This window comes from Nitrosomonas sp. (assembly GCF_019635155.1).
Lineage (GTDB): Bacteria > Pseudomonadota > Gammaproteobacteria > Burkholderiales > Nitrosomonadaceae > Nitrosomonas.
The window spans coordinates 12,719-39,290 of sequence record NZ_JAHBZY010000012.1 but is presented as its reverse complement, the minus strand read 5'-3'; the positions used below and the strand labels follow the sequence as shown (position 1 = coordinate 39,290).

The 26,572-nt window shown below is 51.3% G+C and carries 14 protein-coding genes; 7 read left to right on the top strand and 7 right to left on the bottom strand.

What is annotated here, in order from left to right; all coding sequences use genetic code 11:
* Positions 1-49 precede the first annotated feature (49 nt).
* Complete coding sequence (locus KF839_RS09475; RefSeq protein ID WP_292917597.1) at positions 50-6,091, top strand: DUF4214 domain-containing protein; 6,042 nt, start codon at positions 50-52, stop codon at positions 6,089-6,091.
* Positions 6,092-6,160: 69 nt separating this feature from the next.
* Here the strand turns inward: KF839_RS09475 and KF839_RS09470 are convergent, their stop codons facing one another.
* From KF839_RS09470 to KF839_RS09460, 3 genes are all read right to left on the bottom strand, one after another.
* Complete coding sequence (locus KF839_RS09470; protein ID WP_292917596.1) at positions 6,161-7,720, bottom strand: hypothetical protein; 1,560 nt, start codon at positions 7,718-7,720, stop codon at positions 6,161-6,163.
* Positions 7,642-10,461 carry a hypothetical protein gene (locus tag KF839_RS09465; RefSeq protein WP_292917595.1) on the bottom strand — a complete coding sequence of 940 codons (2,820 nt, stop codon included), beginning with the start codon at positions 10,459-10,461 and terminating at the stop codon, positions 7,642-7,644. Before KF839_RS09465 ends, KF839_RS09470 begins: the two co-directional genes overlap by 79 nt.
* Positions 10,462-10,636: 175 nt before the next feature.
* The gene (locus KF839_RS09460) at positions 10,637-11,773 is read right to left on the bottom strand and encodes a helix-turn-helix transcriptional regulator (RefSeq protein ID WP_292917594.1); all 1,137 of its coding nucleotides are present in this window, start codon (positions 11,771-11,773) and stop codon (positions 10,637-10,639) included.
* A 190-nt stretch (positions 11,774-11,963) separates the two neighbouring features.
* On the opposite strand from KF839_RS09460, the gene KF839_RS09455 reads away from it, so the two are divergent.
* From KF839_RS09455 to mepK, 5 genes are all read left to right on the top strand, one after another.
* Positions 11,964-12,293 (top strand): hypothetical protein, encoded by a 330-nt coding sequence (locus tag KF839_RS09455; protein ID WP_292917593.1) that lies wholly within the window; start codon positions 11,964-11,966, stop codon positions 12,291-12,293.
* A 117-nt stretch (positions 12,294-12,410) separates the two neighbouring features.
* Positions 12,411-13,781 carry a cell envelope integrity TolA family protein gene (locus tag KF839_RS09450; protein ID WP_292917592.1) on the top strand — a complete coding sequence of 457 codons (1,371 nt, stop codon included), beginning with the start codon at positions 12,411-12,413 and terminating at the stop codon, positions 13,779-13,781.
* Positions 13,778-14,755, top strand: a complete 978-nt coding sequence (locus KF839_RS09445; RefSeq protein WP_292917591.1) for an alpha/beta hydrolase — start codon at positions 13,778-13,780, stop codon at positions 14,753-14,755. The genes KF839_RS09450 and KF839_RS09445 overlap by 4 nt, the downstream gene beginning before the upstream one ends.
* Positions 14,756-15,138: 383 nt before the next feature.
* The gene (locus KF839_RS09440) at positions 15,139-16,803 is read left to right on the top strand and encodes a L,D-transpeptidase family protein (RefSeq protein ID WP_292917590.1); all 1,665 of its coding nucleotides are present in this window, start codon (positions 15,139-15,141) and stop codon (positions 16,801-16,803) included.
* A 47-nt stretch (positions 16,804-16,850) separates the two neighbouring features.
* Positions 16,851-17,444, top strand: a complete 594-nt coding sequence (gene mepK / locus KF839_RS09435) for a peptidoglycan L,D-endopeptidase MepK (RefSeq protein ID WP_292917589.1) — start codon at positions 16,851-16,853, stop codon at positions 17,442-17,444.
* A 123-nt stretch (positions 17,445-17,567) separates the two neighbouring features.
* On the opposite strand, the gene KF839_RS09430 is transcribed toward mepK, so the two are convergent.
* The 4 genes from KF839_RS09430 to KF839_RS09415 all read right to left on the bottom strand — a co-directional run bounded on the left by KF839_RS09430 (position 17,568) and on the right by KF839_RS09415 (position 23,559).
* Positions 17,568-20,381, bottom strand: a complete 2,814-nt coding sequence (locus KF839_RS09430; RefSeq protein ID WP_292917588.1) for a CHASE domain-containing protein — start codon at positions 20,379-20,381, stop codon at positions 17,568-17,570.
* A 326-nt stretch (positions 20,382-20,707) separates the two neighbouring features.
* Positions 20,708-21,175 carry a bacterioferritin gene (gene bfr, locus KF839_RS09425; protein ID WP_292917587.1) on the bottom strand — a complete coding sequence of 156 codons (468 nt, stop codon included), beginning with the start codon at positions 21,173-21,175 and terminating at the stop codon, positions 20,708-20,710.
* Between the two features lie 185 nt (positions 21,176-21,360).
* Positions 21,361-22,590 (bottom strand): aminotransferase class I/II-fold pyridoxal phosphate-dependent enzyme, encoded by a 1,230-nt coding sequence (locus KF839_RS09420; protein ID WP_292917586.1) that lies wholly within the window; start codon positions 22,588-22,590, stop codon positions 21,361-21,363.
* 12 nt (positions 22,591-22,602) lie between these two features.
* Positions 22,603-23,559, bottom strand: a complete 957-nt coding sequence (locus tag KF839_RS09415) for an NAD-dependent epimerase/dehydratase family protein (protein ID WP_292917585.1) — start codon at positions 23,557-23,559, stop codon at positions 22,603-22,605.
* Between the two features lie 170 nt (positions 23,560-23,729).
* Here KF839_RS09415 and KF839_RS09410 point away from each other — a divergent pair, with 170 nt between their 5' ends.
* A complete protein-coding gene (locus KF839_RS09410) occupies positions 23,730-26,528 on the top strand; it encodes an nSTAND1 domain-containing NTPase (protein WP_292917584.1) in 2,799 nt (932 codons plus the stop codon).
* The last annotated feature ends 44 nt before the right edge of the window (positions 26,529-26,572 follow it).

Genomic DNA, 26,572 nt, shown 5'->3' with positions numbered 1-26,572 from the left:
CCGAAGCAACGACTGACCTGAGTTCTAAAGCACTTACAGGAGTTACACAATGACGACTACAAATTTCGACAGCGGTTCGCTCGTCACTTACAATGGTGTTACCTCAGCCACCTACAGCGGATGGGAATTTGGCGCCAACAGCGCAGTTGATTTCGCAAATCCCAACAGCATAGAGTTTACCGTGCTTCTGAATCAATTCAGCGGACGATCCATTGTTTCCAATTATAATGGCGCCAATGTCACTGATTTCTATTTCAAATCTTCGGATGGCTCCGATTTCAAGCTCAATTCATTCAGAATTGACAACGGTCCGAATGGTAATTCAAGTTCTTTATCCATCACCGGTTACCGGGATGGCGTTCTGGTCGTTTCGGCGGAATCAGTCGATTTAAGCATCAACGATACGGCTGGAAATATCAGCTATACGCAGGAAGGCGTCCTCGGACTACTCTATAGCGGACTGCTGACGTTTAACTCCGCATTCAACAATGTTGACGAAATACGTTTTTCTTTTAGCAGTGCGGTAGAACTGACCATCGATGATATCGACACCTCGGCAGCGGTCGTTCCCACCACGATCACCTCGGCCACTTACGACGCCGGCACGAATTCACTGGTAGTCACTGGCACTAATATGGTCGCTACTGGCGGCGCAACCAACGATATTAATGTATCCAAACTGACGTTGACCGGACAGGGCGGTGCAACCTATACATTGACCTCGTCAAATGTTGAAATTGATTCAGCAACGCAATTTACCGTTTCCCTGAATACCGCCGATCAGATCAATATTGAAGGATTGCTAAATAAAAACGGTACTTCCTCAGTTGATTCGACTACTTATAACATCGCTGCAGCGGCTGACTGGAATCCGGCACAAAGCGGCAATGCCGACACGACCGGCAACGCAATCACTGTCAGCAATGTGCAAACACCCACTATTACGTCGGCCACTTACGATGCCAGCACTGGCACATTGACCGTCACCGGATCAAACTTTGTTAAAGCCAGCGGTGCGGCCAATGATATTGATGCTTCCAAGCTCACGTTCACCGGTGAAGGCGGCGCCACCTATACACTGACCGATTCCGCCGACGTTGAGATTACTTCCGGCACCGCGTTCACCGTCACTTTGAGCAGCACCGACACAGCCGCTGTCAGTCAAATCATCAACAAAAACGGCACCAGTTCCACCGGCAGCACCACCTATAACCTAGCCGCCGCCGATGATTGGAACACCGTCATCGGTAATACCGATATCTCGGATACGACCGGCAACGGCATTACCGTCAGTAACGTAGCCATACCCGCAATCACATCCGCCACGTACGATGCCAGCACCGGTGCATTGGTGGTAACCGGTACCGGTTTCTTGAAGTTAAGCGGCGCAACCAACGATATCGACGCCTCCAAATTCACGTTCACCGGCGAAGGCGGCACCACCTACACGTTGACCGATTCCGCCGATGTCGAAATTACTTCCGGTACCGCGTTCACCGTCACTTTGAGCAGTACCGATAAAACCGCCGTCAATCAAATCATCAACAAGAATGGCACCAGTTCGACCGGCGCCACTACTTATAATTTAGCGGCTGCGGAAGATTGGGCCGCCGGTGCCGATGCGGCCGTTGTTGTGGCGGACACCACCGGTAACGGCATTACGGTTTCCAATGTCGCGGTACCAACCATAACATCCGCCACGTACGATGCCAGCACCGGTGCATTGGTGGTCACCGGCACCGGTTTCTTGAAGTTAAGCGGCGCAACCAACGATATCGACGCCTCCAAATTCACGTTCACCGGCGAAGGTGGTAGCACCTACACGCTCACCGATTCCGCCGATGTCGAAATCACTTCCGGTACCGCGTTCACCGTCACCTTGAGCAGCACCGACAAAGCCGCCGTCAATCAAATCATCAACAAGAACGGTACGTCTTCAACCAGCGGCACCACCTACAATCTAGCCGCAGCGGAAGATTGGGCCGCCGGTGCCGATGCGGCCGTTGTTGTGGCGGACACCACCGGTAACGGCATTACGGTTTCCAATGTCGCGGTACCAACCATAACATCCGCCACGTATGACTACAACAGCAATGTGCTAACGGTTACCGGAACCGGCTTCCTGCAAAAAAGCGGCGCCAGCAATGACATCGATCTTTCCAAACTGACCATCACCGGAGAAAGTGGCGCAACCTACACGCTGACCAGCGCTACGGATGTAGAAATCACCTCGGGAGCCTCTTTCTCGGTGACGCTGACCGGCGCAGATTTAACCAATGTCGAAGCATTACTCAATAAAAACGGCACATCATCGGTCAATAGTACGACCTATAACCTGGCCGGCGCAGAAGATTGGGCAGCCGGCGCCGATGCCGCTGTAGCCGTTGCCGATTTGACCGGCAATGGTATTACGGTCAGTAACTATGCGGCACCCACCATTACTTCCGCTACTTTTGACGCCAGCACTAACGTACTGACGGTTACCGGGACCGACCTCGTTTCCAATAGCGGCGGCGCCAACGATGTTGCTGTTTCTTTGTTGACGATCACAGGTGAAGGCGGCAGTTACACATTAACATCATCAAACGTGGATATCACCTCGGCAACTTCCTTCAGCGTCACGCTGAACGCCGCCGACCAGTTAGTGGTGCACGGATTGCTGAACAAGAACGGCACGACTTCTTCCGGCGCAACCACCTACAATATCGCGGCGGCGGAAGACTGGATGGCTGGCAGCGCCACTTCGACCGCTGTCGCCGATCTGACAGGCAACGCAATCACGGTAAGTAATGTTCAAACCTCGACCATCACTTCAGCCACTTACGATTCCGATACCGGTATATTGGTTGTCACGGGCACCAATTTATTCAACAAGGTCGGCACCAATAACGATATTGACATCTCAACGCTGACATTCACCGGCGGAACCGCAAACGCAACCTATACCATTACCAGTTCCTCCGATGTGGAAATCACTTCGGCGACGTCTTTCAGCGTCACGCTATCCGGCGCTGACAAAACCAATATCGATGCTTTGCTGGACCAAACCGGCACCGTCTCTTCCGGTGGCTCTACGTACAATCTGGCTGCCGCAGATAACTGGCTATCGGGCGCCGATTCAACCCCCGATATCAGCGATACAACCAATGCGATCACGGTTTCAATCAATCCGCGCATTACTTCAGCGACCTACGATGCGTCATCCGGCACCCTCGTCGTTACCGGCACCAATCTGCAAGCTAATGGCGGTGGTTTTGACATCGACGCATCCAAACTAACTCTCACCGGCGAAGGCGGCACAACCTATACGTTGACCGACTCCGCCGATGTCGAAATCACCTCCAGCACAGCATTCACTGTCACGCTCAGCGCGACCGACAAAGCGGCCATCAATCAGATCGTCAACAAAAACGGCACGGCATCCACCGGCGGCACCACCTATAATCTGGCCGCTGCGGATGATTGGAACACCAATGTCACTACCGGCGACACCTCGGATACCAGCGGCAACGGTATCACCGCTTCCAATGTTGCCGTACCCGCGATCACATCCGCCACGTACGATGCCAGCACCGGTGCATTGGTGGTCACCGGCAGCGATTTCCTGAAGTTAAGCGGCGCAACCAACGATATCGACGTTTCCAAATTCACGTTCACCGGCGAGGGCGGCGCCACCTACACACTCACCGACTCCGCCGATGTCGAGATTACCTCCGGCACCGCATTTACAGTTACACTCAGCACGACCGACAAAGCGGCGATTAATCAGATCGCCAACAAAAACGGCACCAGCTCGACCGGTGCCACTACTTATAATCTAGCGGCGGCGGAAGATTGGGCCACCGGCGCCGATGCGGCGGTCAGCGTAGCCGATTTGAGTGGAAACGGCATCACCGTCTCCAACGTAGCGCCCCCTGCCATTACATCGGCTACCTACAATGCCGGCACGGGAATACTGGTAGTCACCGGGTCCAACTTGCTCAAGCTGAGCGGCGCAACCAATGACATTGTCGCCAATAAATTTACGTTTACCGGTGAAGGTGGCGCAACGTATACGTTGACCGATTCCGCCAATGTCGAGATCACTTCCGGCACAGCGTTTACATTAACATTAAGCTCGACCGACAAAACCGCTGTGAATGCTCTTTTGAACAAGAACGGTACGGCATCGAACGATGCCACAACCTATAACCTGGCCGCTGCGGAAGATTGGGCGGCGGGCGCCGATCCGGCCGTGACCGTCGTTGACGCCAGCGGCAATGGTATTACGGTTACGCTTCCCACCACTTCAACAGGAAGCGGAGGCGGCGGTAACAATAGTGAAGGTAATACCACTACCACAACCACCGATGGCGCGACGACCACCACCACAACGCAATCCGACGGCACTGTCGTTACGATCGTCTCAACGATCGAATCGTCAAGAAAAGATGATCCGAATTCATTATTCGGCAATTATGCAGATATACCCGTCATCACCAATTCGCAAGGCAATGCCCTACTGACAGTCAGTTTACCGGTTGGAGCCGGATTGACGGTTACAGGCCAAACACGGGAATTGAATCCGGAAGACGCCAAATCGAACATGCTGGCGGCAATTAAACAAATAACCGGGGAAAATAACAATGCTGCAACGCCGTTGAACGCTCAAGCGCAGCTTTTCTTAACGCAACTGAACGCGGGCGATCGAATCGGCATTCGCACAATAACCCCGGTTATCGCAAGCGATCAGGCGCCTGCGGCACCAATTATCATCAGCGGCCCGGAAATCGCAGGCGATACCAGGGTCATGCTGGTCATTGATGCCACACACCTGCCGTCCGGTACGATCATTCAGATGGACAACATAGCTTTTGCCTCCATTATCGGCGCCATCCGCGTAGTAGGCGGCGCCGGCGACAATTTCGCCGCGGGAGACGATCAGAATCAGTTTATCGTACTGGGACCCGGTGACGACACCTTGTCCGGCGGCGGCGGCAACGATACGATCGGCAGTCTTGGCGGCGACGATCAAACTTCCGGTGATGCCGGCAATGACATCGTTTTCGGCGGTGCCGGTGACGACCGGTTAAGCGGTGGGAGCGGAAATGATCGCCTGAATGGCGGATTGGGTTTTGATACTGCCGTACAGGAAGGACAACTGACGGATTATCGCATCACCATTGCAGGCAACGAAATCACCTTGACACGTGACGACGGCGAAACCGATACGCTCACGGATATCGAGCTGATCCAATTCGCCACAGGCCCCGCAATCGCTATTGCTTACTCCGAGCGTGAAGCGGTTGCGCATCATCTGGTAAAAAACTGGCTGGGGCGCGACTTGACGGCTGCTGAAGGCAATGCCGTGCAAAACTGGGCGGGTGCGACAACCGATGATATTTTAGCGGCTTTTCGCAACTTGCCCGAAGCCGCAGCGTTTCAGGATAAAACCAGTGAAGAATTACTGGCCGGGCTGGATACCAATCCCTACATTATCCGGCTGGATACATTACGCGACATAACCGGTACTGTCGGCAATGACATCGGTTCCGTGCCCTTGGGATTGGCTTTGAATGTCGATGGCGGCGCGGGTCATGATACTCTGCGCATGCCGGGCCAGCGTGACAATTTTCATTTGGAGTTTGTCAACGACCGGCTGGAATTGACGCGCCTGGATGACGGCGCCATGCTGAGTCTAAAAAACGCCGAAACCATTGCTTTTGATAGCGCCAAAACGGTGGTGATCGCGCATAACCAAACCGAAGCGATCGTGGCGCGCCTGGTGCACAGCTTCTTTGACCGCGACGCCACGGCCGATGAGTGGCAATTGGGACAGGAGGTATTACAGGCTGAAACCGGTCTTGATACGATCCTCGCTTGGTTTCAGCAAAATACCGACCTGAGCGCCGCATCCGATAGCGATTATGTGCAAGCGATTTATACCCGCACACTAGGACGCTCCGCCACGGACGATGAGCTCAATTTGCAACTATCCCGGCTGGAAAACAATCAAGTGGATCGCAGTGAACTCTCGGTTGAAATTGCAAGTAGCACCGAAGCTGCGGTCCATTTAATTGGTAGCGTCCTGTTACAGGAAGGCTGGGTATAATCGCGCAACGAAAGTTCCGAAAAGCTCCGGCGCAGCTTCATACTGACAGAGGTCGCTTGCAAGAAACAATCAATGCGGCGCCTGAAACGGCACGCCGAGAAAATGGCGCCGGGTGAATTCGGATTCGTTCAATGCTTTGTCGTAGCGAGCAAATGCAGCGACCTCATCAGCCGGTGAACCATTACTGCCGGAAAACGTAATCAGTCCGGTGCGGAAACGGCGCAAATCGGCACAACGACTCACCGCTTGATCTACGGTCATGTGACCGCTTTTCATGCCAAAATCCTTCAAGCTTTCCATTTTGATTCCAAGCTGCACGATGGAAGGATGAATACCCGCGCTGGTGATCGATTTCAGAATTTGCACATGCCGTTTCGTCAACGAATCCTGCGCTGTGGATGGCTTTCCGCTTTTTTCTCCGCCACCGGCTTGGAATCCTTCGTCGTAAGCCATAATCCGGGCGATCATGTTGGCACGCCCGGCAGCCAAACCGATCGGCTGCACCCGGGTATGCCCGAAAATATAAACACCGTCGTCGAAATTACCGGATTTAGCATCGACAAAAGCAGCGGTCGCATACGATACGAAACGCCCCTTGGTGATCAGCAGTTGCGCCAGCGTTTGATACAGTTTCTGCAGATTATCCGCAGCGGCCTGCTCTTTTTTTGCAACCGGATCGGATGAAGTTGGCCTTGCGGTCACCCAATCCTTGATGGTTTTTCCCTGCTTGAACCAAGCTTTCATGGTATCGCTTTGATCGCTCGGCCCGATACCGTTCACTTCGATATCGAAGCCGACACCATCAAAACTCCAGTTATCGAGCACATCGCGGATTCGCGTGGCATGGTCGGTCATATCGGAATTTCGCGAGGTAATGAACGAGACAAAATCACCTTGCGTCTGTTTATCGTAGTCGTCGCGCACTTCGTAGCCCGCAGTAACCTGAATACCTTGCGAATGGCACGCGCTGATCAAATTCTTCAGCACTTGCTCGACAAAAGCCCGGTCCTTGCTTGCCGACTTACCGACTCTGTGACCGAACACCGCCAGTTCCGGCGACAGATCCACCGAACCATCCGCTCGCCGGCTGATTGTCGCGATCAGCGAAAGATCGTCCATGCCGCCGCAAAATTTGCTCATGAATGCTTCGAATTGCTGCGCCGATGGGATCTTTCCGTCGATTTTGTGGAAAACCGCAACGCGCTTGGTGAAGTTCGCCAGACCGGTCCACAACGACAACCGGGCGCGCGCCGATACGACGGCACGCAGCGGCGCACCGGCTTCGACCTTGGGAATCAGCGCCGATTGACCATCCATGCGCCATGCATACGGTACATTCTGCACACGCCGGCGGATATCGGAGATGCTCCAGGAATCGGCTTTATCGCTCGACCATTTGCAGGAACCACTCGAATCCGGTTGTAAAACCTGGGATTCATCGGCGCCGCGAAACACCACGACTTCGCTGTTCTTCCAGCCGAACGCCGATTCCTTTGCCGACGGTTCAATAAATGACGGATCGGTAAATTGAACCTCGAAATCCGCCATGCCTACAACTGCCGTCCGGTTTTCGGATCGTAAGCAACCGGTACCGGCACGACTTGATCGGTCGGCAGTACTTCCACCCATTGATCGAATACTTCAAAATCCTCGCCGCCCTGCAACGCACGGAAACCACCCTGCAGCGGATAAAAACCGTGTTCGTACACCTTGTCGACCGGTGTCGCCGACACACGGTTATCGTCGTTGATTTCGTCGCCGGGATAACGCCCGACTTGCATCGACTTGGCATGTTTGTCCGCGACCATATCGCACAAATGATTGATGGCGTCGCGAATCGTTACGTTCGGACCGCCGTGCGGAATTCCGGCGAGCTCTTCCGCCGGCGCGACGTAATCATCGTCCAGACCGTCGGTACCCTCGACGTGCAAGCGTTGCAGCCAATTCATCGCCGCGTGTTCCTGACCGGGCCGGATCGGAATCACCGCTTTGACCCACGGCGCGTTCAAAAAGGCATTGCGCATGTTGTCGCCGTCAAGTTGCATCAACCAGCCGAGCGACGCGCCGAGCTTGGCGGGGGCGGATTCCTCGGTGATGTAATAATTATCGACGCGATTATCGTGCAAGCCGCCCCAAGTGACGGTATCGGTTACCGCAATCTGTGTATCCTCGGTTTTGATCGCAGCGGACGTCACCAGATTTTTGTTCAGTTTGCCTTTGATTTGCGAAAAAACCGAAACGCTGACAGCCGTCGTGTTTACCGGCGCGGGCTCAACGGTAGAAGGTTTGCGGATACCACCCAATCCTTGGTGGCTTTTATGCAAGCGCGGACGCCACCATTCCGGCGCGACGAAATACAGCATTTTGTCGATATCGAAAATCGTGCTGAGCAATTCCGACACCACATGCCGCGTGCGATCGTCCGGCATCGGCAAACCCTTGGTCAGCATGTCCTGAATCAGGCAGCGGTAAACCACGATGCGTTCTTCCTCGCGCAAATCCTCGTACTTACGCGACTCGATGCGCGACATTTTGTTGATGCGATCGCGCGCCGCTTCGACGAAGGCCTGCTCGAATTCCATTCGCGTTTTCTCGTTGAATTCGGCAATTTTCTGATCGTTCTGCGCGGTGATATCGTCGCGCAGTTTCTTGGTCGGCTGCCAGGTGATCTTGGCGATCACGCGCAACGGTGACACGTTGCGGAAATTGACGTGCTTGACCTTGACCGAGAAGCGGATCGAACCGGCTGAGACCTCCTCCACGCCATCGATCTGCAAGCGAATGTCATTGCCGCCATAATCGAAGGTAATAAAACCGTCCTCGCCGTATTCGTAACCCGGTTGATCGCACTGCGCCTTGAAACCGCCGAAATGCCATTGAATTTTCTCCGGTTCGCCTTCGTTGGTGTCCAGATTCACTTCTTTGCCTTCGGCGTAGACTTCATCCATATCGTCTTCCGGCAACGTGTCTTCGGTTCTGGGCACGAACGGAATATCCATGTTCAACTCGGTCGTGACCGCTTGCGGCATCGGAATCGCTTCCGGAGGCGGTGTTTCGCCGACTTCCGGTCCTTTGGCCAAATGCACCAGCTTGGAAATGCCTAATTGCCGGCCCGGATCGTCGACATACGTCTGCCAGCATAAATACGTGCCGATATCCTGCACTTGCACGCCGACCTGGCGCATCTTGCGGCGCATCTCGTAATTGAGCAGATCGGCGGTGGTATTGTTCAATACATAACGCTTACTCGACGTATCGGTGGTTTCGGTGACGGTGCGAAAGGTGGATTTGTAATTTTTGCGGATTTCGGTGGAAATTTTCTCGGTCTGCTGGCGCATGTGCTTGTGCGACACTTCGCGCGCCTTCGATTGCGTATTGGCCATATCGATACTGCTGGACGCGCTAGCGCTGCCGCCGATCCAGCTTTGGTTGGCGGTGGCGTTCATGCCGAATTTGGTATCGGATTTGTTGTCCTCCTTTACCGCTTGCGACAATTCGTCTTCCTCGGTCAACGATTTCTCGGTTTTGATCGTCGTTTCCAGCGAGGTCTCCAACGTGCGCTCAACCAAGGTGCGGCGCGTACTGACTTCGACCAATTCGACGCTGCTGCCGGGACTCAACCACACATGTCCGACCGCCGGACCGAGAAAGGTATCGAACTCGAAAAAATACTGACGGAACAAATGCACGATACCGATCGGCGACAACCCGGCGCGGCCAAGGTCCTTAAACGGGTCGATGTAATCGAGCGGGTCCTTGAAACTCAGCAGCTTTTGCAAATTGGCCCAGTGATTATCCGGTTTATAGAACAACTGTTTCAACGCGTCAAACTGTTTGGTTTGCTTCAGGTGCAGCACATAACCCGCCACCGCCGATTCGCGCTGTAACTGCTCGGCCGCCAGTGCGTTGGTCTGCTCCGCGCGGCTATCCGCACGCGCATCTTGCGCGCCGCGATACCACTCCATCACGTTCGGAATCACCTCGCGATCCAATGCGGTCTTAATGCGCTCCTCATCGATCAACCGGTCCCAAATGCGTTCGTCGTAATTTTCCAGCGGCGGCAACCCGCGCGCCAGATTCTCGATCACGAAACTCCCCATCGCCCCCTTGCGCGGCACCTCGTTGCTACCGATGTTCAACTGCGAAATCTTGTCGAGCATGCCGCGTTCGTTCAGCACCATCTCAAAATTGCCGCGATAACCCTTGAACAATTGATCGCGCACCTTGCTTAAATCCGCACTGAAACCTTTAGCGATGCGTTGCTGAATGCGCTTCGATTTCCACCCGATCATCGGCTGATAAACGCCAAAAATCTCGCTGTCGTAGGGAAGGATATTCTGATACTTGGAATAGTCGCTGATTTTTTTCATAACCGGCACTCCTTATGGTTGACGATTGTCATTGCGATGGAGAGAAATCTCTGCGGGTGACTATAGGGAAATGTAATGGAGACGTCAAACAGTAACCACCATATCTCCTTCATCCTATCAAAAGGCTAAGTGCCCGGGTTGCCACCAGGATGATGTTTCAAAGAAACTTTCTTTCCTATAGAGAGCGGGTAGCTATCAGCGCCATTCGCACCAACTCGGTAATGCGGCGAACTCCTGATTTCTGCCGGATATGCTGGATGTGGGACCGTATTGTTGTGAGACTCACATTCAACGTTAATGCAATTTCTTCCGGCGTGGCATCTTGCATCAAACCAAGTAAAACCTGTTGCTCGGACGCCGTCATGTTAAACAATGCACAAAATGCACGGAGGGTCTCTTGTTTGATTTCACCGTTTTTTTCAATCAATAGTAAATAATGCGCCTGATTCGCTAATGGCCAAACTACCACTTCATTAAGTGGTGTCAACCGTGCATGGTGCGTTTCTCTAATTGCACCAAGATGATTGGAGGTAAACACTATTTCTGCGTGATGCCCGCGATCGACCAACGCAATGGCTTCATCAATGCTGGGATTGGCTTGATACCCAAGCGCCACAAGCCGTTCATGCCTGATCTTGATTAACCCCGGAAAGCCACTCAAAAGCCGCGTTGCGGCAGCGTTGTGTTTGATAATTTTTCGATCTTCATTCAGAACGAACAGGGCATGACCAATTGAGTCGAAAATAGATTCTTCCAGTACGTTTTTCTGCTCCGAAAGCTTGAGCTGAGAAGTGATGCTAAACGCGCGATTAAGATGTTGCGCAAGATAGTGTAAATTCAACCGGTCGCTTTCATGGAAACTATCCTGACCGACACCACGGAAAAAACAAAGTATGACTTTCGGTGTATTGGGATTGTCATCCCATAGATTGGTGGAAAGCACATCGCTGATGTTCTGTTCCGCTAACCATTCATTATAAAAAGTGCTTTTCAGAAAACTGCGCCGATCCACCAGCATGTCGCCGGTAAGCGTCTTGCCGCCCCCATTCAAACCTTTATCGATACCCGCTTGGACCCAAATATCATGCTCCCGCCAGTAACTTTGATAATCTTTGCCGTAGTCACTTGGAATATTTTGACTGAGCAAAAAAGGATTATCGTAATTTTGCACCTGCAAACCGATCAGATTAATCGCACTGGCATTGAGATAAGTACTCAACTGATTGAGCGTGTCTTTCCATTTGACCGGATCAAGCGCTGAATCATAAATAGCATCAACCAGTGCATCATGCGTAGGCTTGTTGTTATTCATCGTGACTCCCCGTATCACAAATCTTCCCGCAGCACAACATCAGAATTGATGATGCCAAGCATATCATAGTATTGAGAGAATGGTTTTGCTGTGGGATAAATCACTTAAGTTTTCCGAATCATTAATCTGTGAAATTCCATACGCTGTTTTTACTTGTCAATTTGTTCGCAACCAACAAAGGAGGATATAAATGATGATCACTCAATGTAAAGACTGGCAGGCTTGGTTAGACAAAATGCCGCCGAAACCCGATGAGCTTAATGTGGTTGGAGATGTCATGGTTGGCAACCCAGGAGTACGGCCGATGCTAACCATGCGCAATCCACAAGGATCTAACCCGGTAGCTCTGATACTCGATCTTTTCTTGATTCAGCAACCGGGAATATGGCCTGATGTAAGAGTGTGCGCCCCTGCGCGGTTTGACAGAGTTATGCCGCCGAGTGCTCCAGATTACACCTCAGTTGAAATTTACTCGGATGGAAAGCAGATTGCGCAGATTGATGTTTCTATCGTCGAGTAACAATATTGCCAGCAGGATATAAGATCAACAGGTACCGGATTCATCAAATAAATACAACAAATTATGCAGCAAGTAAATCAACTTGCTGCGATTAAATTTATTTAAGGGGGAAACAAAATGAAAAAGCTTCTTCTTGTCCTGCTTGTCACGGCAAGCACGTTAACCGGTTGTGCAAGTTTTATACAAACTAAGCATGCAAGTTACGATAGCATCAACACGGGTATTTCATATTATCTCCCTAAAAGGATGCATCGCCTGATAGTAACTGCTGAGAATCTTAATGCCGAAGAAGAACTTAAGAAATTTAAAGAAGCAGAAGAAAATTTTGTTACAGCCAATAAAGAGGCAAAGCAGCTAGAAACTAAAATGAAAAATCTTAAATCTATTGCTGCCAATACGCCCGGAGATGAAAAAGCCAAAAAGACAGCAGTGGAAGCGGCACAAAAAGCCGAAGGTATTTATTTAGCGGCTAAAGAGATCGCCGATAAAGCAAAGAATGATATGGATACATCGAAGAACCGATACGATCAAGTCAAAGCTAAAAAAGATTCAAAACACTGCAATTACTTTATTGCGATGAGTATTACCCCCCAGGCACTCGAACCGGACACACAATATCCATTTCTATTGAAGTTCAATAACTCCCCTTTAAGAGACGATGAGCTCAAAATAAAAACCACTCAGTCCGGATTATTGACGAGTACCGATGCCATCAGTTCGGACAGAACCGGAGACATAGCAGTGGAAATCGCCAAAGCAGTAGCCATGTTTGGAATCGGCGGATTTCCAGCTCCAGTTAAATCCCCAGTAAGTCCTTTCATTGGAATAGATAAAAAAACCACCGGCGAGTCGACGAATTTAATGAAAGAATGCTATCCATCCACTATGAAGCATGATGCAATTGTTGATTTTGGCTCAGCTGATGATATGCCGATTGTCTTTAGGGATAGCAGCGGTTTTGCAGTTAAAGCAGATCAGTATGTCTTACCACCAAATCTGAAAATGAAGATAGTTACTCCCAAAAATGCTAAAAACTTAAAATCTATCTTTGAGACCGATGAAGGATTGAAAGAGGCTTCCTATCCACTAAAAGGCCATTATGGAATTCTTTACAGAAGGGATACAACGTATTTAACCAATCTTTGGGCTACTATAGATGGAGTAGACACAATAATCACAAGCAAGCAAATTTCCATGCCGAATTTGAGTCCTGTGACACTAGTTCCGTTTGAGTATCTCTCATTGGTAACTACAAAAAACAATGCAGCGTTTGAAAACGGTATGCTGGTTTCTTACGATACAAACCAACCGAGTTCTGCGTTAGCGCTTGCCAATCTGCCTGCTAGAGTTGCCGAAGGTTATATCAATGCACTAACCAATTTCTTGCAGCTAAAATTCAATTATTCCTCGAAAGCAATTGACGCTGTAAACAAAGAAAAAGAACTGGCCGATCTACTGAATACCATCAAAAAACAGGTAACTCCATGATGCTTAAAATAATCGTATTATTAACACTGATTCTATCCGGATGCAGCGCAAACCCTGCCAAATCTCAAAAGGATGAGAGCTTGGTTACCGGTGAACAAAAAATTGACGTGCTTTTTGTACCAGGCATGGGTATGGGGTTTCAAGCATTTATGAGACCCAAAACACCCCAAGCCAAGAATTATACGGAATGGGAAGAATTCAATCAATTATTCGAGGAAAAAGGATTTAATCTCAAGGTAGCGGAAATTCCTGCCCTGGCATCTATAGAGAAGTTATCGACTGCGCTTGAGAAATTTATTCGACGTGAATTTCCTGCTGATCAAGGCAGGAAATTTCATATAGTTGCAAAAAGCATGGGAGGGCTCGCTGTTCGCAAAGCTTTGTCAGATTCTTTCAGAGAAAGTGAGTGGAATTCGGAAATTAAGCCACTATCCGATCAAATCATCACTTTCACAACCATCTCGACGCCCCATAAAGGTTCGCCGGTGGCCGATATGCTTATGCGGGGGGAAGCTTGCACATTTGCAGGAAAACTATTGATGTTTTTCTCTCCTCTTGGGAAATTCTTTAATAATGAAGATGGTTTTGGATTTGATGCAGCTGGCAATGACATAACAACCTACTCCAGTGCGCTAAGAATTAAAGACGATCCAAAAATGACTGGACGCATCTTTAGTTTCGGTGCGAATTTGGATTGCGATGCTGCGTGCAGATCAGAATTCCACGATAGAAAAGAAAATTTTTCTGAGGTTTTGATGTGCTGGCACGATATGATGGTTAATAAATACGGAGAAAATGACGGTTTAGTACCAATAGAATCTGCAACTTATGGTCAATATGTCGAAACTTTTGATGGAGATCACATAGCAATCTCTGAGGACGATCCTTGGTATAAAGGTAAGCCAATCTGGAAAAAAGTTTTCTATCGGGTTTTAGACAACATTAAAGAATTTGAAGCATCATCTTCAAAATGAAGTCACTTAACTTTAAGTATTTGCACTCCCTAATAAGCATCAACAACGCCTGATTCAATCAGGTGTTGTTGCGTCTAGTAGACAATCTAGGCGCGTAAAGCCGCAATAAAGTCATCCGGCGATATTTCAGCTTACTTGCGTATTCCGGTCAGAACTCCGGTTTCGGAGTTGAAATCGCCATAACCACCTCCCGGCGCTGGCACCGATACTGCGCCATAGTTCCTTCATTCCATTCCCTTTCAGTTTCTCCAGGATTATACCGTAGTGAAACAGAATCCATTTTGCGTAGCAAGACGAGGAGTCGTGTACCGACGTTGATCGTTTGAGAAGCCGCTACTAGCCTGGTATTCAGTCATTAATGTTAAAATCCCGACCGAAACAATATGAAAACCAATCAATCAAGGAATTTCCGCGTGACCTGTTATCGACCGAGCGTTTCTTTATGGTTTATCCAGCTATTTTGTTGCACTTTTTTGTTACTTGATGCATCGGTCAGCCGTGCTGCGCGGGTGGATATCAAAACCATCGAACAGCAGCTCTCGAATCCCGCTACGCTCGGATTGAACAAAACCGAAGCCGCCGATTTGCAAAAATTCTATGCGCAGCGCGGTTATCAGCCGGTTTGGCTGACGGATGATCCCGGGCTGTCGTTGTTCGAATCCGCGATGACGTTTATTGCCAGCGCCGATGCCGAGGGATTGGATAGCCGCGATTACGGTTTGCCGGAGTTGCAGCAATTGCGGCAGCAGGCGGATCCATCGGATGCTGCGGCGGTGGCATTGGAGCTGCGCACCACGCTGGCGGTGCTGAATTTGGCACGGGATGTGTCGCGCGGACGGTTGACCGCGACCGCAGCCGACCCGGATTGGCATATCGCGCAACCGGATTTTGACGCGGTGGCATTTTTGCAGGCCGCGGTGCAATCCGGCCGGTTGCCGCAGGCGTTCGACGAATTGCCGCCAACCAAGCTGCATTACCGGCTGTTGAAGCAAACTTTGGCGCGCTACCGCAAGCTGGCGGACGAACCGGTGGAATGGCTGAAAATTCCGGATGCACCGTCGATCCATCCGGGCGATACGCATCCGCATATACCATTGATTCGTCAACGCATCGCGCAAGCGTTTGATGCCGACGGCATCGCCGAATTCCAGGCTGGGCCTTCTCAAAGCGAGCATTACGACGCGGAATTGGTCAGCGCGGTCAAAGCATTTCAAGCGCAGCATAATCTCAATACCGACGGCGTGATCGGCAAAAACACTTTGCGTGCATTGAACAGGACGCTGGCGTGGAAAATCCGCCAGTTACGCATCAACATGGAGCGTTTGCGCTGGTTACCGAAGAAGCTGGGGGATCGCTATTTGCTGGTGAATACCGCCGGATTCATGCTGACCGCCGCCGAACAGGATCAGGAAGTCTTGTCGATGCGCATTATTGTCGGGCGCGATTACCGCTCGACGCCGACCTTCAACAGCGCGATGTCGCACATGGTGCTGAATCCCTACTGGAATGTGCCGCACAGCATCGCCACCAAGGATTTACTGCCGAAGCAGAAAAGCGATCCTGATTTTTTTTCCAGCGGCGGTTTCAAGATTTTTCCCGGCAACAACCGCAATGCCGAACCGATTGATCCGGACGAAATTGACTGGCATGATCTGAAAGGCGGATTCCCCTATTTCCTGCGCCAGGACCCCGGCAAACACAATGCGCTGGGCCGGATCAAGTTCATGTTTCCGAATTCTTTCAGCATTTATCTGCACGATACGCCGTCGAAATCGCTATTCCGGAGAGACATCCGCACCTTCAGCTCGGGTTGCATCCGCTTGGAAAAACCATTGGAATTGGCGGCCTTTGCGCTTAAAGAACAAAGCCTTCCGGAAAAATTCATAACCGATTTGGATAGTGACAATACTAAAACCATACATTTACCCAAGCCATTACCTATTTTCTTAGTGTATATTACCGCCTGGGCCGATGAGCACGAAATGGTGCATTTTTCACCCGATATTTATGACCGTGATTTACGCGCATTGCGCTATGCTCGCTGGTAAATTATTTTTTTCGCACACAATCGGAGATTTTCAGGAGAAAGAATACGATGATACGAAAACTATTAGGGCAACACTATTTATCAGAAACAGAACCTGTGCCAAGCCGCCGCCGGTTGATACAAGCAGGACTCGGTGCTTGCGCCATGCTGGCGTTGCCGATGACGGCCACTTCGGTACATGCCGCGATCAGAAAACCCTATGAGAAAAAATTAAGCTTCTTGAATTTGCATACCGGTGAACGCACCCGTGCGACATACTGGGCGAACGGCCGCTATATTCCTGAAGGTTTACGCGCGATTAATCATGTACTGCGCGACCATCGCACCAATGAACGTTCGACGATCGATCCTTATTTATTCGATTTTCTGCATCAATTGCAGTACCGCCTCAGAATCAACCAGGAATTCCACGTCATTTCCGCTTACCGTTCCCCTGCGACCAACGCAAAACTAGCCGAACAAAGCAGCGGTGTTGCCAAAAACAGTTTGCATACTCTGGGAAAAGCCATCGACATTCGTTTGCCGGGCCGCAAGTTATCCGATCTACGGACTGCCGCATTGTCCTTGCAAATGGGCGGCGTCGGCTATTACCCCTCCTCCAACTTTATCCATATCGATTCCGGACGCGTGCGCTTTTGGTAGCAGATTAGCCGGCTTTTCCGGCAGGTTATCGAAGAACGTTTTTGAGAAAGCCGGTGCACGGCAAACACAGGTAAAAAAGATACGCAACAATACCGGTAAAACCCGGATCATTTCCCAACGACCTTAGCGATTGGAGCCGATATGCCGATTGGCCCATTTGTTGAGCGCCGCCACCAGAATATTCATATTGACGGGTTTGGAAATAAAATCATCCATGCCCGCTGCAAAGCAGCGCTGACGATTGTCCTCAAAGGCGTTCGCAGTCAAGGCGATGATCGGCAGGTGCGCGTTTCCGGTTTCCCGTTCCCATTGACGAATGGTTTCTGTCGCTTGATAACCATTCATCACCGGCATCTCGCAATCCATCAGCACAAGCGCCGGCCGCATTCCCTGCATGATCGCAGTTACCGCTTCCTGGCCATTCTCAACCACTTCGCAGCGGAATCCCTGTTTTTCCAGCAAAGCGATGATTACCGCGCGACTGATTGCATTATCCTCGACCACCAAAATCAATCCGGCATCCAGAGAAGCTTTCCTGATCGCTATTTCACCGGTAATGGCATCGTCCGTGATTAAATTACCCGCACTATCGACACTGACGGGGTTCGCGCGAATCTGAAACCATATTCTCGTGCCTTTGCCCTCGTGGCTTTCGATGCCGACACGCCCTCCCAACAGCTTAGCCAAATTGTGCACGATGGATAAACCAAGGCCGGTACCGCCGTATCGGCGAGTTGTCGAGGCATCCACTTGGGAAAAAGGTTTAAACAGCCTGTCGCGCTTGTCTGCGGGAATGCCAATACCGCTATCGGTGACCGTAAACTCCAGCAAAGTTTCCGCAGGCGGATTTTCAATTGCGCGCGCCTCGATCCGTATGAAACCTTGCGGCGTAAACTTAATGGCATTATTAACCAGATTAGCCAACATTTGACTCACTCTGACCGAATCCGAGCAATACCGCATTCGCGGCTTTCCATGCCACGATACATCAAGCACCAACCCTTTCGCATTCGCGCTTTCGGCAAAGAGCTCCGCCGTTTCCAGCATTAGTTGTTCGGGATCAAAAACATGACTCTCCAATTTGATCTGCCCCGCTTCAATTTTGGACAAATCAAGGATATCGTTGAGGATAACCAGCAGGTTGTTGCCGGAAGTGATGATCACCCGGGCATAATCCAGCCGTTCGCTATCTTTGATGTCCGGCGTCTGGAGCAGGTAAGCCATACCCAGAATGCCATTCAGCGGCGTTCGAATTTCATGAGACATGGTCGCCAGAAACTGACTCTTGGCCAGATTCGCCGATTCCGCCGCATGCTTGGCAAGCTGAAGCGCTTCACTGTTTGCGCGCAATTGCGCCGTCTGTTCATCGACAGTTTCCTGAATCAGCATGGTTCGGCCCGTCGTAACCAACATCAGCATCTGCAACATGCTTGCCACGAGCAGCCCGGCAAAACTAAGCGCCCAGGCATGCCATGGCCGATGCGCATTCAACCATGCCGTATCCGGAAAAATGATTAACTCCCAACTACGATCGGCCATCACCAGTTTTGTCCACCAATCGAAATGGGGTTGTCCGGAAAATTCCGGCGCTGAACTGAACAACAGTTGTCCGTCACCCTGAACTATAGAATCCCGTAATTGGAAAACGATACCCGGTGCAGCAAAATTCCCAACGGCCGAATTAACCATATCAGGAATTTTCAATGCGCCTACCACAAAACCGATAAATTCCGGATGTTTCGGACCACTTTGATCAAAATTCTGGCGATGAACAGGATGTAATACCAAGATGCCCGTTTTATTATGCTGATCCTGCACCAGATTGATCAAACCCGTCGCAGCCGGCTGGCCGGAATGCCGAGCGCGGTCAATGGCCTCAGCTCGAACGGGATTGGAGTAAATATCGTAACCGATTGCTCTTTGATTGCTTCCAAGCGGCGTAATATAGGTTACGACCATATACTCCGGCCGCTTGCTTGCAACCGTCAACTCACCCTGCGCGTCCATTTCGGTTATCCGGAACGGCTTCCCGGAGATACCTTCCGATTGGGTCCGCTCGAATAACGCACGATCCCTATCGCGGACAAGATAGTTGTAGCTTAGCCCTGCGATACCCTCGAATTCCTGCAATATTTCCTGAGTAAAGTAATCGAATTGCCAGTAGCTCATATCCGGATTCAACTCTACCAGACGCCGCAATGCCGATAGCATTTCATTGTAGGCGTTGAAACGTTCTTGTAACAGAAAAGCAATGCTTTGTCCGATACTTTGAATTTCGGTTTGCTGTTGCTTGCTTTCGAGTCTCGATGTGTTGACGAATCCCGCAACGATCAATACCACCAGAATCAACGTAATCGGTGCAATAATGGTTTTTCGCGTTTTCCAGCAGGATTGTTTACCGAAGAAAGCCAGCAGCAGCGGCGCAAAGACCAGCACGCCGAAGGTATCGCCGGCCCACCAATTCCACCAGGACCATGAGATATCATTCGCATTAATGGCTCCGGAAAAAAAGAGCGTCAGATGCGCGACACTGGCTGAAATCACGCAGGATACCGGACCGCCCAGCAGAAAAAAAATGAAGATCTCTTGTTCCCGCATCAACGTCTGCCAGCGATCTTTGATGAATCTACGAACAAGCCAAGCACCGATGGCCGCTTGCAGTATCGCACCCATACCTAAGAACACCGCAATCAGGATACTCTCCTGCGTGAGATCGTTTAGGTTCCAAGCAACCCAACTATTGAGCCCCAATGACCCGATCCAGATGCCCGGTAATAAGCGATACCCCGATACCAGAACCAGTGTAAGCGCCAAGCCCGCCGCAGGAAACACCGGACTCGCGTACCCCGGCGGGATTGCAAGCAATAATCCGAGGAAACCTAGCAGGAAATAACCGGCAGCCGCATAAGCATTGTGTTGTATGATTCTAAAAGTCATTCCAATGAATGTTTGGGTCTGATCCAATATGAAAATAACAAACTGTTATAAAAAGGAATTTTCGCAACCAATAGCGGACTAGGCTGTGCAGATGCTGTGATTATATTCGGAAACATAGCCTTGAAGTGATGGCTATGGATTTTTCTGATGCCGGAAGCAATGATAGATTCAGCGGATGCGCTTTAAAACAACAAGTACGGCGGTTAATTGGGGGTTATTTCTCAGACCATTTGGCGAATCCGGATTGATCGTAATTTCATGAATGCGAGATCGGTTTGAAGCGATCGCTCATGACTATCCTTGCTTCATGAGCGATGCATTCCCAATCACATCTGCGATTGCAGATAATTTTGCAGTCCGACCCTGTTAATCAACCCCAATTGCTGTTCCAGCCAATGCGCGTGATCTTCTTCGGTTTCTGCCAACATACCTTCAAGAATCTCCCGCGTTTGATAATCGCGTTCCTGTTCACAAATCGCGATGGCATCGCGTAGCGCGGTAACAACGGAACGCTCCAGCGCCAAGTCGTTTTGCAGCATTTCCGGCACGTCCCGGCCAATTCGCAATGGACTGCGGTTACCGATCACCGGTACGCCTTCAAGCAGCAGAATCCGTTTGATCAAATGATCGGCATGCTGCTTTTCATCGTCCATTTCGTGATTGATACGTTCGTACAGTTTGTTGAAACCCCAATCCTCGTACATACGCGAATGCGCGAAATATTGATCCATGGCGGTCAGTTCTTCGGCTAGCAGTTTGTTCAGCAAATCGATAATTTTTGGATTGCCTTTCATGATGGTGCTCCTCTAATCTATAGGATGACAGGCAGCCCTTGATGTTGCCTATCCAGGCACACAAGAGCCGTAAAGTATTGTGCAGACATCCGGCATTATACGAGCCAGAAATGATAAAAACAACAACAAATTATTGATTACAAACGATAATAGTTCTTGATACCGTTATCATTATTACCTTAACCTCAATTACCGGGGTTAAAACTTCCCAGCACCTCCAGCAAATAATCCAAATCTTTCTCGGTATGCTCGGCGGAAACTTGCAAGCGAATTTCCTGCTCGCCTTGCGGCACGACCGGATAATTCAGACCGGTGGCGAGAATGTTGTGATCGAATAAATGCATAACCAGCGCGGCGGTTTTGGCGGTGTCGCGGATAAAAACCGGCACAATCGGATGTTCGCCGGTTAATGTTTCGAAGCCGAGTTGTTGCAAACCGGTTCGCAGTTTGTGGCTGAAATGACGTAATCGTTCGAGCAGGCGCAAGCCTTCGGCGCTTTCCAGAATATCCAACGCCGCCAGTGCCGCAGCCGCTTCGGCGGGTGTGATCGGATTCGAATAAATATACAGCGGCGCGTTCTCGCGTAAGTAGGCAATGGCCGTCGCGCTGGCTACGGCATAACCGCCGTTGACGCCGAACGCTTTGCCGAGCGTGGCAACCATCACATCCGCCTGAACACCGGCCACTTCCTCGGTGCCGCGCCCGGTTTTGCCAAATGCGCCGATGCCGTGCGAATCGTCGACCAGAGTTACGATCCCTTCCGGATAATCGCTCTGATGATTGGCGCAGCAAGCTTCGAGCTCGGCAAGCGGCGCATGATCGCCACGCATGCTAAAAATCCCGTCAGTCACGACACACACACGCTGATAGCGATCGCGATTGGCGCTCAAGAGAATTTCCAGTTCGCGCATATCGCCATGCTTATAAATCGCTTTACCGGCGGGGTGCGCGAGCCGGATCGCGTTGATGATGCAGTTGTGATTGAGCGCATCGCTGACCACCAAAGTCTGCTCGGAAATCAACTGCGGCAACACTCCGGCCATCGTGGCATACGCGGCGCTAAACAACATCGCCGCTTCGCGCCCATGAAACGCCGCCAGCCGCCGCTCCAATTCGACATGCGGCGCATACGTACCGCTGATAAAGCGCACTGCGCCGGGCCCGGCGCCAAACTCTTCGGCTGCCCGCGTTTCCGCTTCGATCACCGCCGGGTGCCGCGCCAATCCCAGATAAGAATTCGAATTCATGCGCAAAAACGCGCGATTCTCATAGCCTTGCAGCCGGTAACGCGACCCGAGACCTTCGGATGGTGGCAGCACGCCGCTGATAATCTTCTCGTCCCCCTTGCGCACACCTTGTTGCTGCAATTGATTGAGTCTTGCTTGAAACAGCGGTTCTATTTTTGCAAGTGTCATGACACCCTCCGGTTATTCATTACGCAATTTCGCCGCAATATGCTGCAGCATATCGTCCACCATCGCCGCCAAATCGTAGCGCGGCTGCCAACCCCATTCGGCGCGGGCGGCACTGTCATCCATGTGGCGCGGCCAGGAATCGGCGATCGCCTGCCGCAGCGGATCGATCGTATAACCGATAGTGAAATCCGGCCAGTGCTGCTGAATCGCTGCCGCCAATTGCGCCGGGGTAAAACTCATCGCAGTGACGTTAAAACCGTTGCGGTGCGTCAACCGGCCGGCATCGGCTGCCATCAATTGCATCGCCGCCGCAATGGCATCGGGCATGTACATCATGTCGAGTTGCGTATCCGCGCGCAAAAAACAATCGTAATGCCGCAGCTTCACCGCTGCATAAAAAATATCGACGGCATAGTCGGTGGTGCCACCGCCCGGCAGCACCTGGTTCGAAATTAATCCCGGATAGCGCACACCACGCGCATCAACGCCATAGCGATGGTAGTAATAATCACATAATAATTCACCGGTCACTTTGGTAATACCATAGATCGTCGACGGATGCTGCACGGTATCTTGCGGCGTATCGAACGGCGGCGTGCCGGGACCGAATGCAGCGATCGAGCTCGGGAAAAACACTTGGCAGCCGTGCTGCCGCGCACATTCGAGCACATTGAGCAAACCATTCATATTGATATCCCAAGCGCGCAACGGCTGTTCTTCCGCCACCGCCGAAAGCAACGCCGCCAGATGATAAATCGCTGTAATGCCATGCCCGGCCACCACTGCTTCGAGCGCCGCAGCATCGCGCACATCGAGGCTGCAATACGATCCGGTCTGCGCCAGAACGCCGGACGGTTCGCGGCGATGCCCGGCAGCGATCACGTTGTCAGCTCCATAGCGCTCACGCAGCGCCAGCGTCAACTCGGTGCCAATCTGACCGGTCGCGCCGGTCACCAAAATCTTTGACATTCCCACCTCCCGATCTCGTATCATACCGGCTTCCCCGGACAATGTGCGTCAAACAATCAAGCAACAATGCCGAAGTCTAAGTAAGCGCTAAAAAAACTGTCATTCCGAATGCAGCGGGAAATTTATGATCGACTTATAATCGCAAGATCAAGACATCGCAAGCATTCATTATGCCGCCAGAAATCCAATCCTCCTCTCAGGTATTTATCAGTTACAACCACAGCGACCGTGCAGCCTGTGTGCAATTACGCACCGAGCTGGAAAAAGCCGGTTTGAGTGTATTTCAAGATGAAAAAAACATTCATCGAAGCGATCGGTGGCTTACCGAATTACAAAATGCATTGCAACAGTGCAGTGCATTCGTGCTGCTGATTGGAAAAGACGGCATCCGGCGCTGGGTCGGCGCGGAAGTGGAAGTCGCCTTGACAAGGCACTTGGCGCCACATGACGATGCCGAACGTTTACCGATCTTTCCGATTTTGCTGGACGATGCACAGCCGGAATCGCTGCCGCCGTTTTTAGCACTGTTTCAAGTGGATCGCTGGAAACCTTCCGATCCGCTGGCGGATGCACTAATCGAAGCAATTAAAACGCGTACGATCCGCTCCGACAGCAAAACAGTTTTCGAAGGTTGTCCATACCTCGGACTAAGCGCTTTTAGCCGGGATGATGCACGATTGTTTTTCGGGCGGCGACGGGAAACACTGGAAGCATTGACTTACCTCGGCAATCAGCAACAATCCGATCCTGAACAATTGCACCAGCACAAGGCAACGGCTTACACCCGCTGGCTGCAAATCGAAGGCAACAGCGGTTCCGGCAAATCGTCGCTGGTCAATGCCGGAATGCTGCCGTTGATCGAGCGCGATGCTTTATGGGCGCGCACCGGTTTTGAGCACTGGCACATTCTGGGGTCAATGATGCCCGGTAAGACGCCATTGGAAAAACTCGCGGAAACACTGGAGCAAGGATTGATCGAAGATCCCACCCGGCGCAATGCGCTGGGCCGATTGAAACGGCTCAAAGAAGATGCGCGCGCGTTGGCGTTTACCCTCAAGGATTTCAAGCGAGACAACACCGCTTTTCTGCTGATCATTGATCAATTCGAGGAACTGTTCACATTCGCCGATGAATCCGAGCGCAAGCAATTCGACGTATTGCTGACGGCTGCGCTGGCCGATCCGGAATGTCCGTTATTCTTAATCAACACCGTGCGCGCGGATTTTCTCGACCGTTTTGAATACCTGCCGCACCTGCAGTCGATTTACAACACGCAATGCAAACGCTATTTCCTGCCGCTGATTTCCGCGCAAGGCTTACAAGACTGCATCGAACAGCCCGCCAAGCTGGCAGATCTGGATGTCAGCGAAATCACCACCGCGATCCTGAAGGATGCTCAAGACGAAATCGGCGCATTGCCGCTGGTGGAAAATGCATTGTTACTGCTGTGGCAGCAGCGGCAAGACCACAAACTCAGCGGTCAATTGTATCAACAACAAGGCGGCATCGCCGGTATGCTGAGCAGCCAGGCCGATGCATTACTGGCGCGTATCGATCAGGCCGTGCCGCAAGGCAAATTGGCCGCGCTCGAATTGCTGTTACGCCTGACGCGAATCAACGACGAAGGCCGCCATACCCGCCAACGTGTTACCTTGGACGAAGCGATCTTTGTCGCAGGCAATGGCGACGACAAGACCGGACGTAAAGTTGTCGGCATGCTTTCCGGAGAACGCGACAATGCAGCCATGCATACCGAACATCACAATGTGCTGCGACTGATTACAATCAACCGGGAACAAGACCGGCACTATGCCGACCTGATCCATGAAACATTGATCCGCGTGCGCGGCAAAGACATTGCAACGGGAAAATTAATCGGTTATTGGCCGACACTATTCGATTACATCGACAACAACCACGATCGCGATCAATACCGCCAATTATTAGCGCATGAAAGCAAGCAATGGCAGCACAGCGAAGGTCTCGGGCGCATCTGGAACTTGCGTTGGTTCGGACTCAGTAAATTTCGCCAATTACGCACCCCCAAGCATTCGATCGAAGGGCGTTTTCTAGCGTGGAGCAAGCGCATGCAAGCCGGACTTCTATTGATGCTGGCGATACTTGTGCTGTATGGTACGGAATCCATCGTCTGGGTGCAGCGACATGATCTATCCCCGGATATGATCTGGACATTGCAACGTTTCCGTTTTGGAGGTCCCATACTGCCCGCTTTAACCGTTATTCCTTCCGGTTCTTTCAATATGGGCGAGCAAGATGCAGCATTTATCGCGGGACTTGGCGAAGCTAAAAAATACTTCGGAGTACCTGGTAAAACAATTCAAATAGCACAACCTTTTTACATGAGCACCACCGAAATTACCTATGAACAATACGATTATTACGTTTGGCAGCAACATCGCGCAGGTAATAAGGTGGAGTTTCCCAGCACTGCCAAAGGCGGGCGCGGTGACCAGCCGGTGGTCAATGTCAATTGGTTTGAAGCAGTAGCTTATGCACACTGGTTAAGTGAACAAACAGGCCAGCAATGCCGCCTGCCGACCGAAGCGGAATGGGAATACGCCGCCCGGGCCGGCACCACAACCGCTTATCATTGGGGCGACAAACCCGGCAGCAACAATGCCAACTGCGACGGCTGCGGCAGCCGTTGGGATAACCAGGAGGCGGCACCGGCGGGCAGTTTCTCCGCCAACCAATACGGCTTATACGATATGTCGGGTAACGTTTGGGAATGGACCTGCTCGAATTGGCGCGAGCGGTTTGATGGCAGTGAACAGCACTGCAACAATGATGACACTGACTCGCAATACCGCGTAGTGCGCGGCGGTTCCTGGAATCATAGCCCGGACCGCGTGCGCTCGGCGGTGCGCGGCCACCACCTCGACCTCCGCCCGGACCTTGGTAACTTCGATGTCGGTTTCCGGGTGTTATGCGAATCCTCCATCCAATAGCGGCATATCGTGGCCGGGCTTTGTGGTTTACCCCGCACTTCGCA

Coding starts and splice junctions, on each gene's coding strand:
- KF839_RS09445 (WP_292917591.1), top strand. CDS start 13,778: ATGATGCTTAAAATAATCGTATTATTAACACTGATTCTATCCGGATGC.
- KF839_RS09475 (WP_292917597.1), top strand. CDS start 50: ATGACGACTACAAATTTCGACAGCGGTTCGCTCGTCACTTACAATGGT.
- bfr (WP_292917587.1), bottom strand. CDS start 21,175: ATGAAAGGCAATCCAAAAATTATCGATTTGCTGAACAAACTGCTAGCC.
- KF839_RS09455 (WP_292917593.1), top strand. CDS start 11,964: ATGATGATCACTCAATGTAAAGACTGGCAGGCTTGGTTAGACAAAATG.
- KF839_RS09470 (WP_292917596.1), bottom strand. CDS start 7,720: ATGGGTGGAAGTACTGCCGACCGATCAAGTCGTGCCGGTACCGGTTGC.
- KF839_RS09410 (WP_292917584.1), top strand. CDS start 23,730: ATGCCGCCAGAAATCCAATCCTCCTCTCAGGTATTTATCAGTTACAAC.
- KF839_RS09465 (WP_292917595.1), bottom strand. CDS start 10,461: ATGAAAAAAATCAGCGACTATTCCAAGTATCAGAATATCCTTCCCTAC.
- KF839_RS09450 (WP_292917592.1), top strand. CDS start 12,411: ATGAAAAAGCTTCTTCTTGTCCTGCTTGTCACGGCAAGCACGTTAACC.
- KF839_RS09430 (WP_292917588.1), bottom strand. CDS start 20,381: ATGACTTTTAGAATCATACAACACAATGCTTATGCGGCTGCCGGTTAT.
- KF839_RS09440 (WP_292917590.1), top strand. CDS start 15,139: ATGAAAACCAATCAATCAAGGAATTTCCGCGTGACCTGTTATCGACCG.
- KF839_RS09415 (WP_292917585.1), bottom strand. CDS start 23,559: ATGTCAAAGATTTTGGTGACCGGCGCGACCGGTCAGATTGGCACCGAG.
- mepK (WP_292917589.1), top strand. CDS start 16,851: ATGATACGAAAACTATTAGGGCAACACTATTTATCAGAAACAGAACCT.
- KF839_RS09460 (WP_292917594.1), bottom strand. CDS start 11,773: ATGAATAACAACAAGCCTACGCATGATGCACTGGTTGATGCTATTTAT.
- KF839_RS09420 (WP_292917586.1), bottom strand. CDS start 22,590: ATGACACTTGCAAAAATAGAACCGCTGTTTCAAGCAAGACTCAATCAA.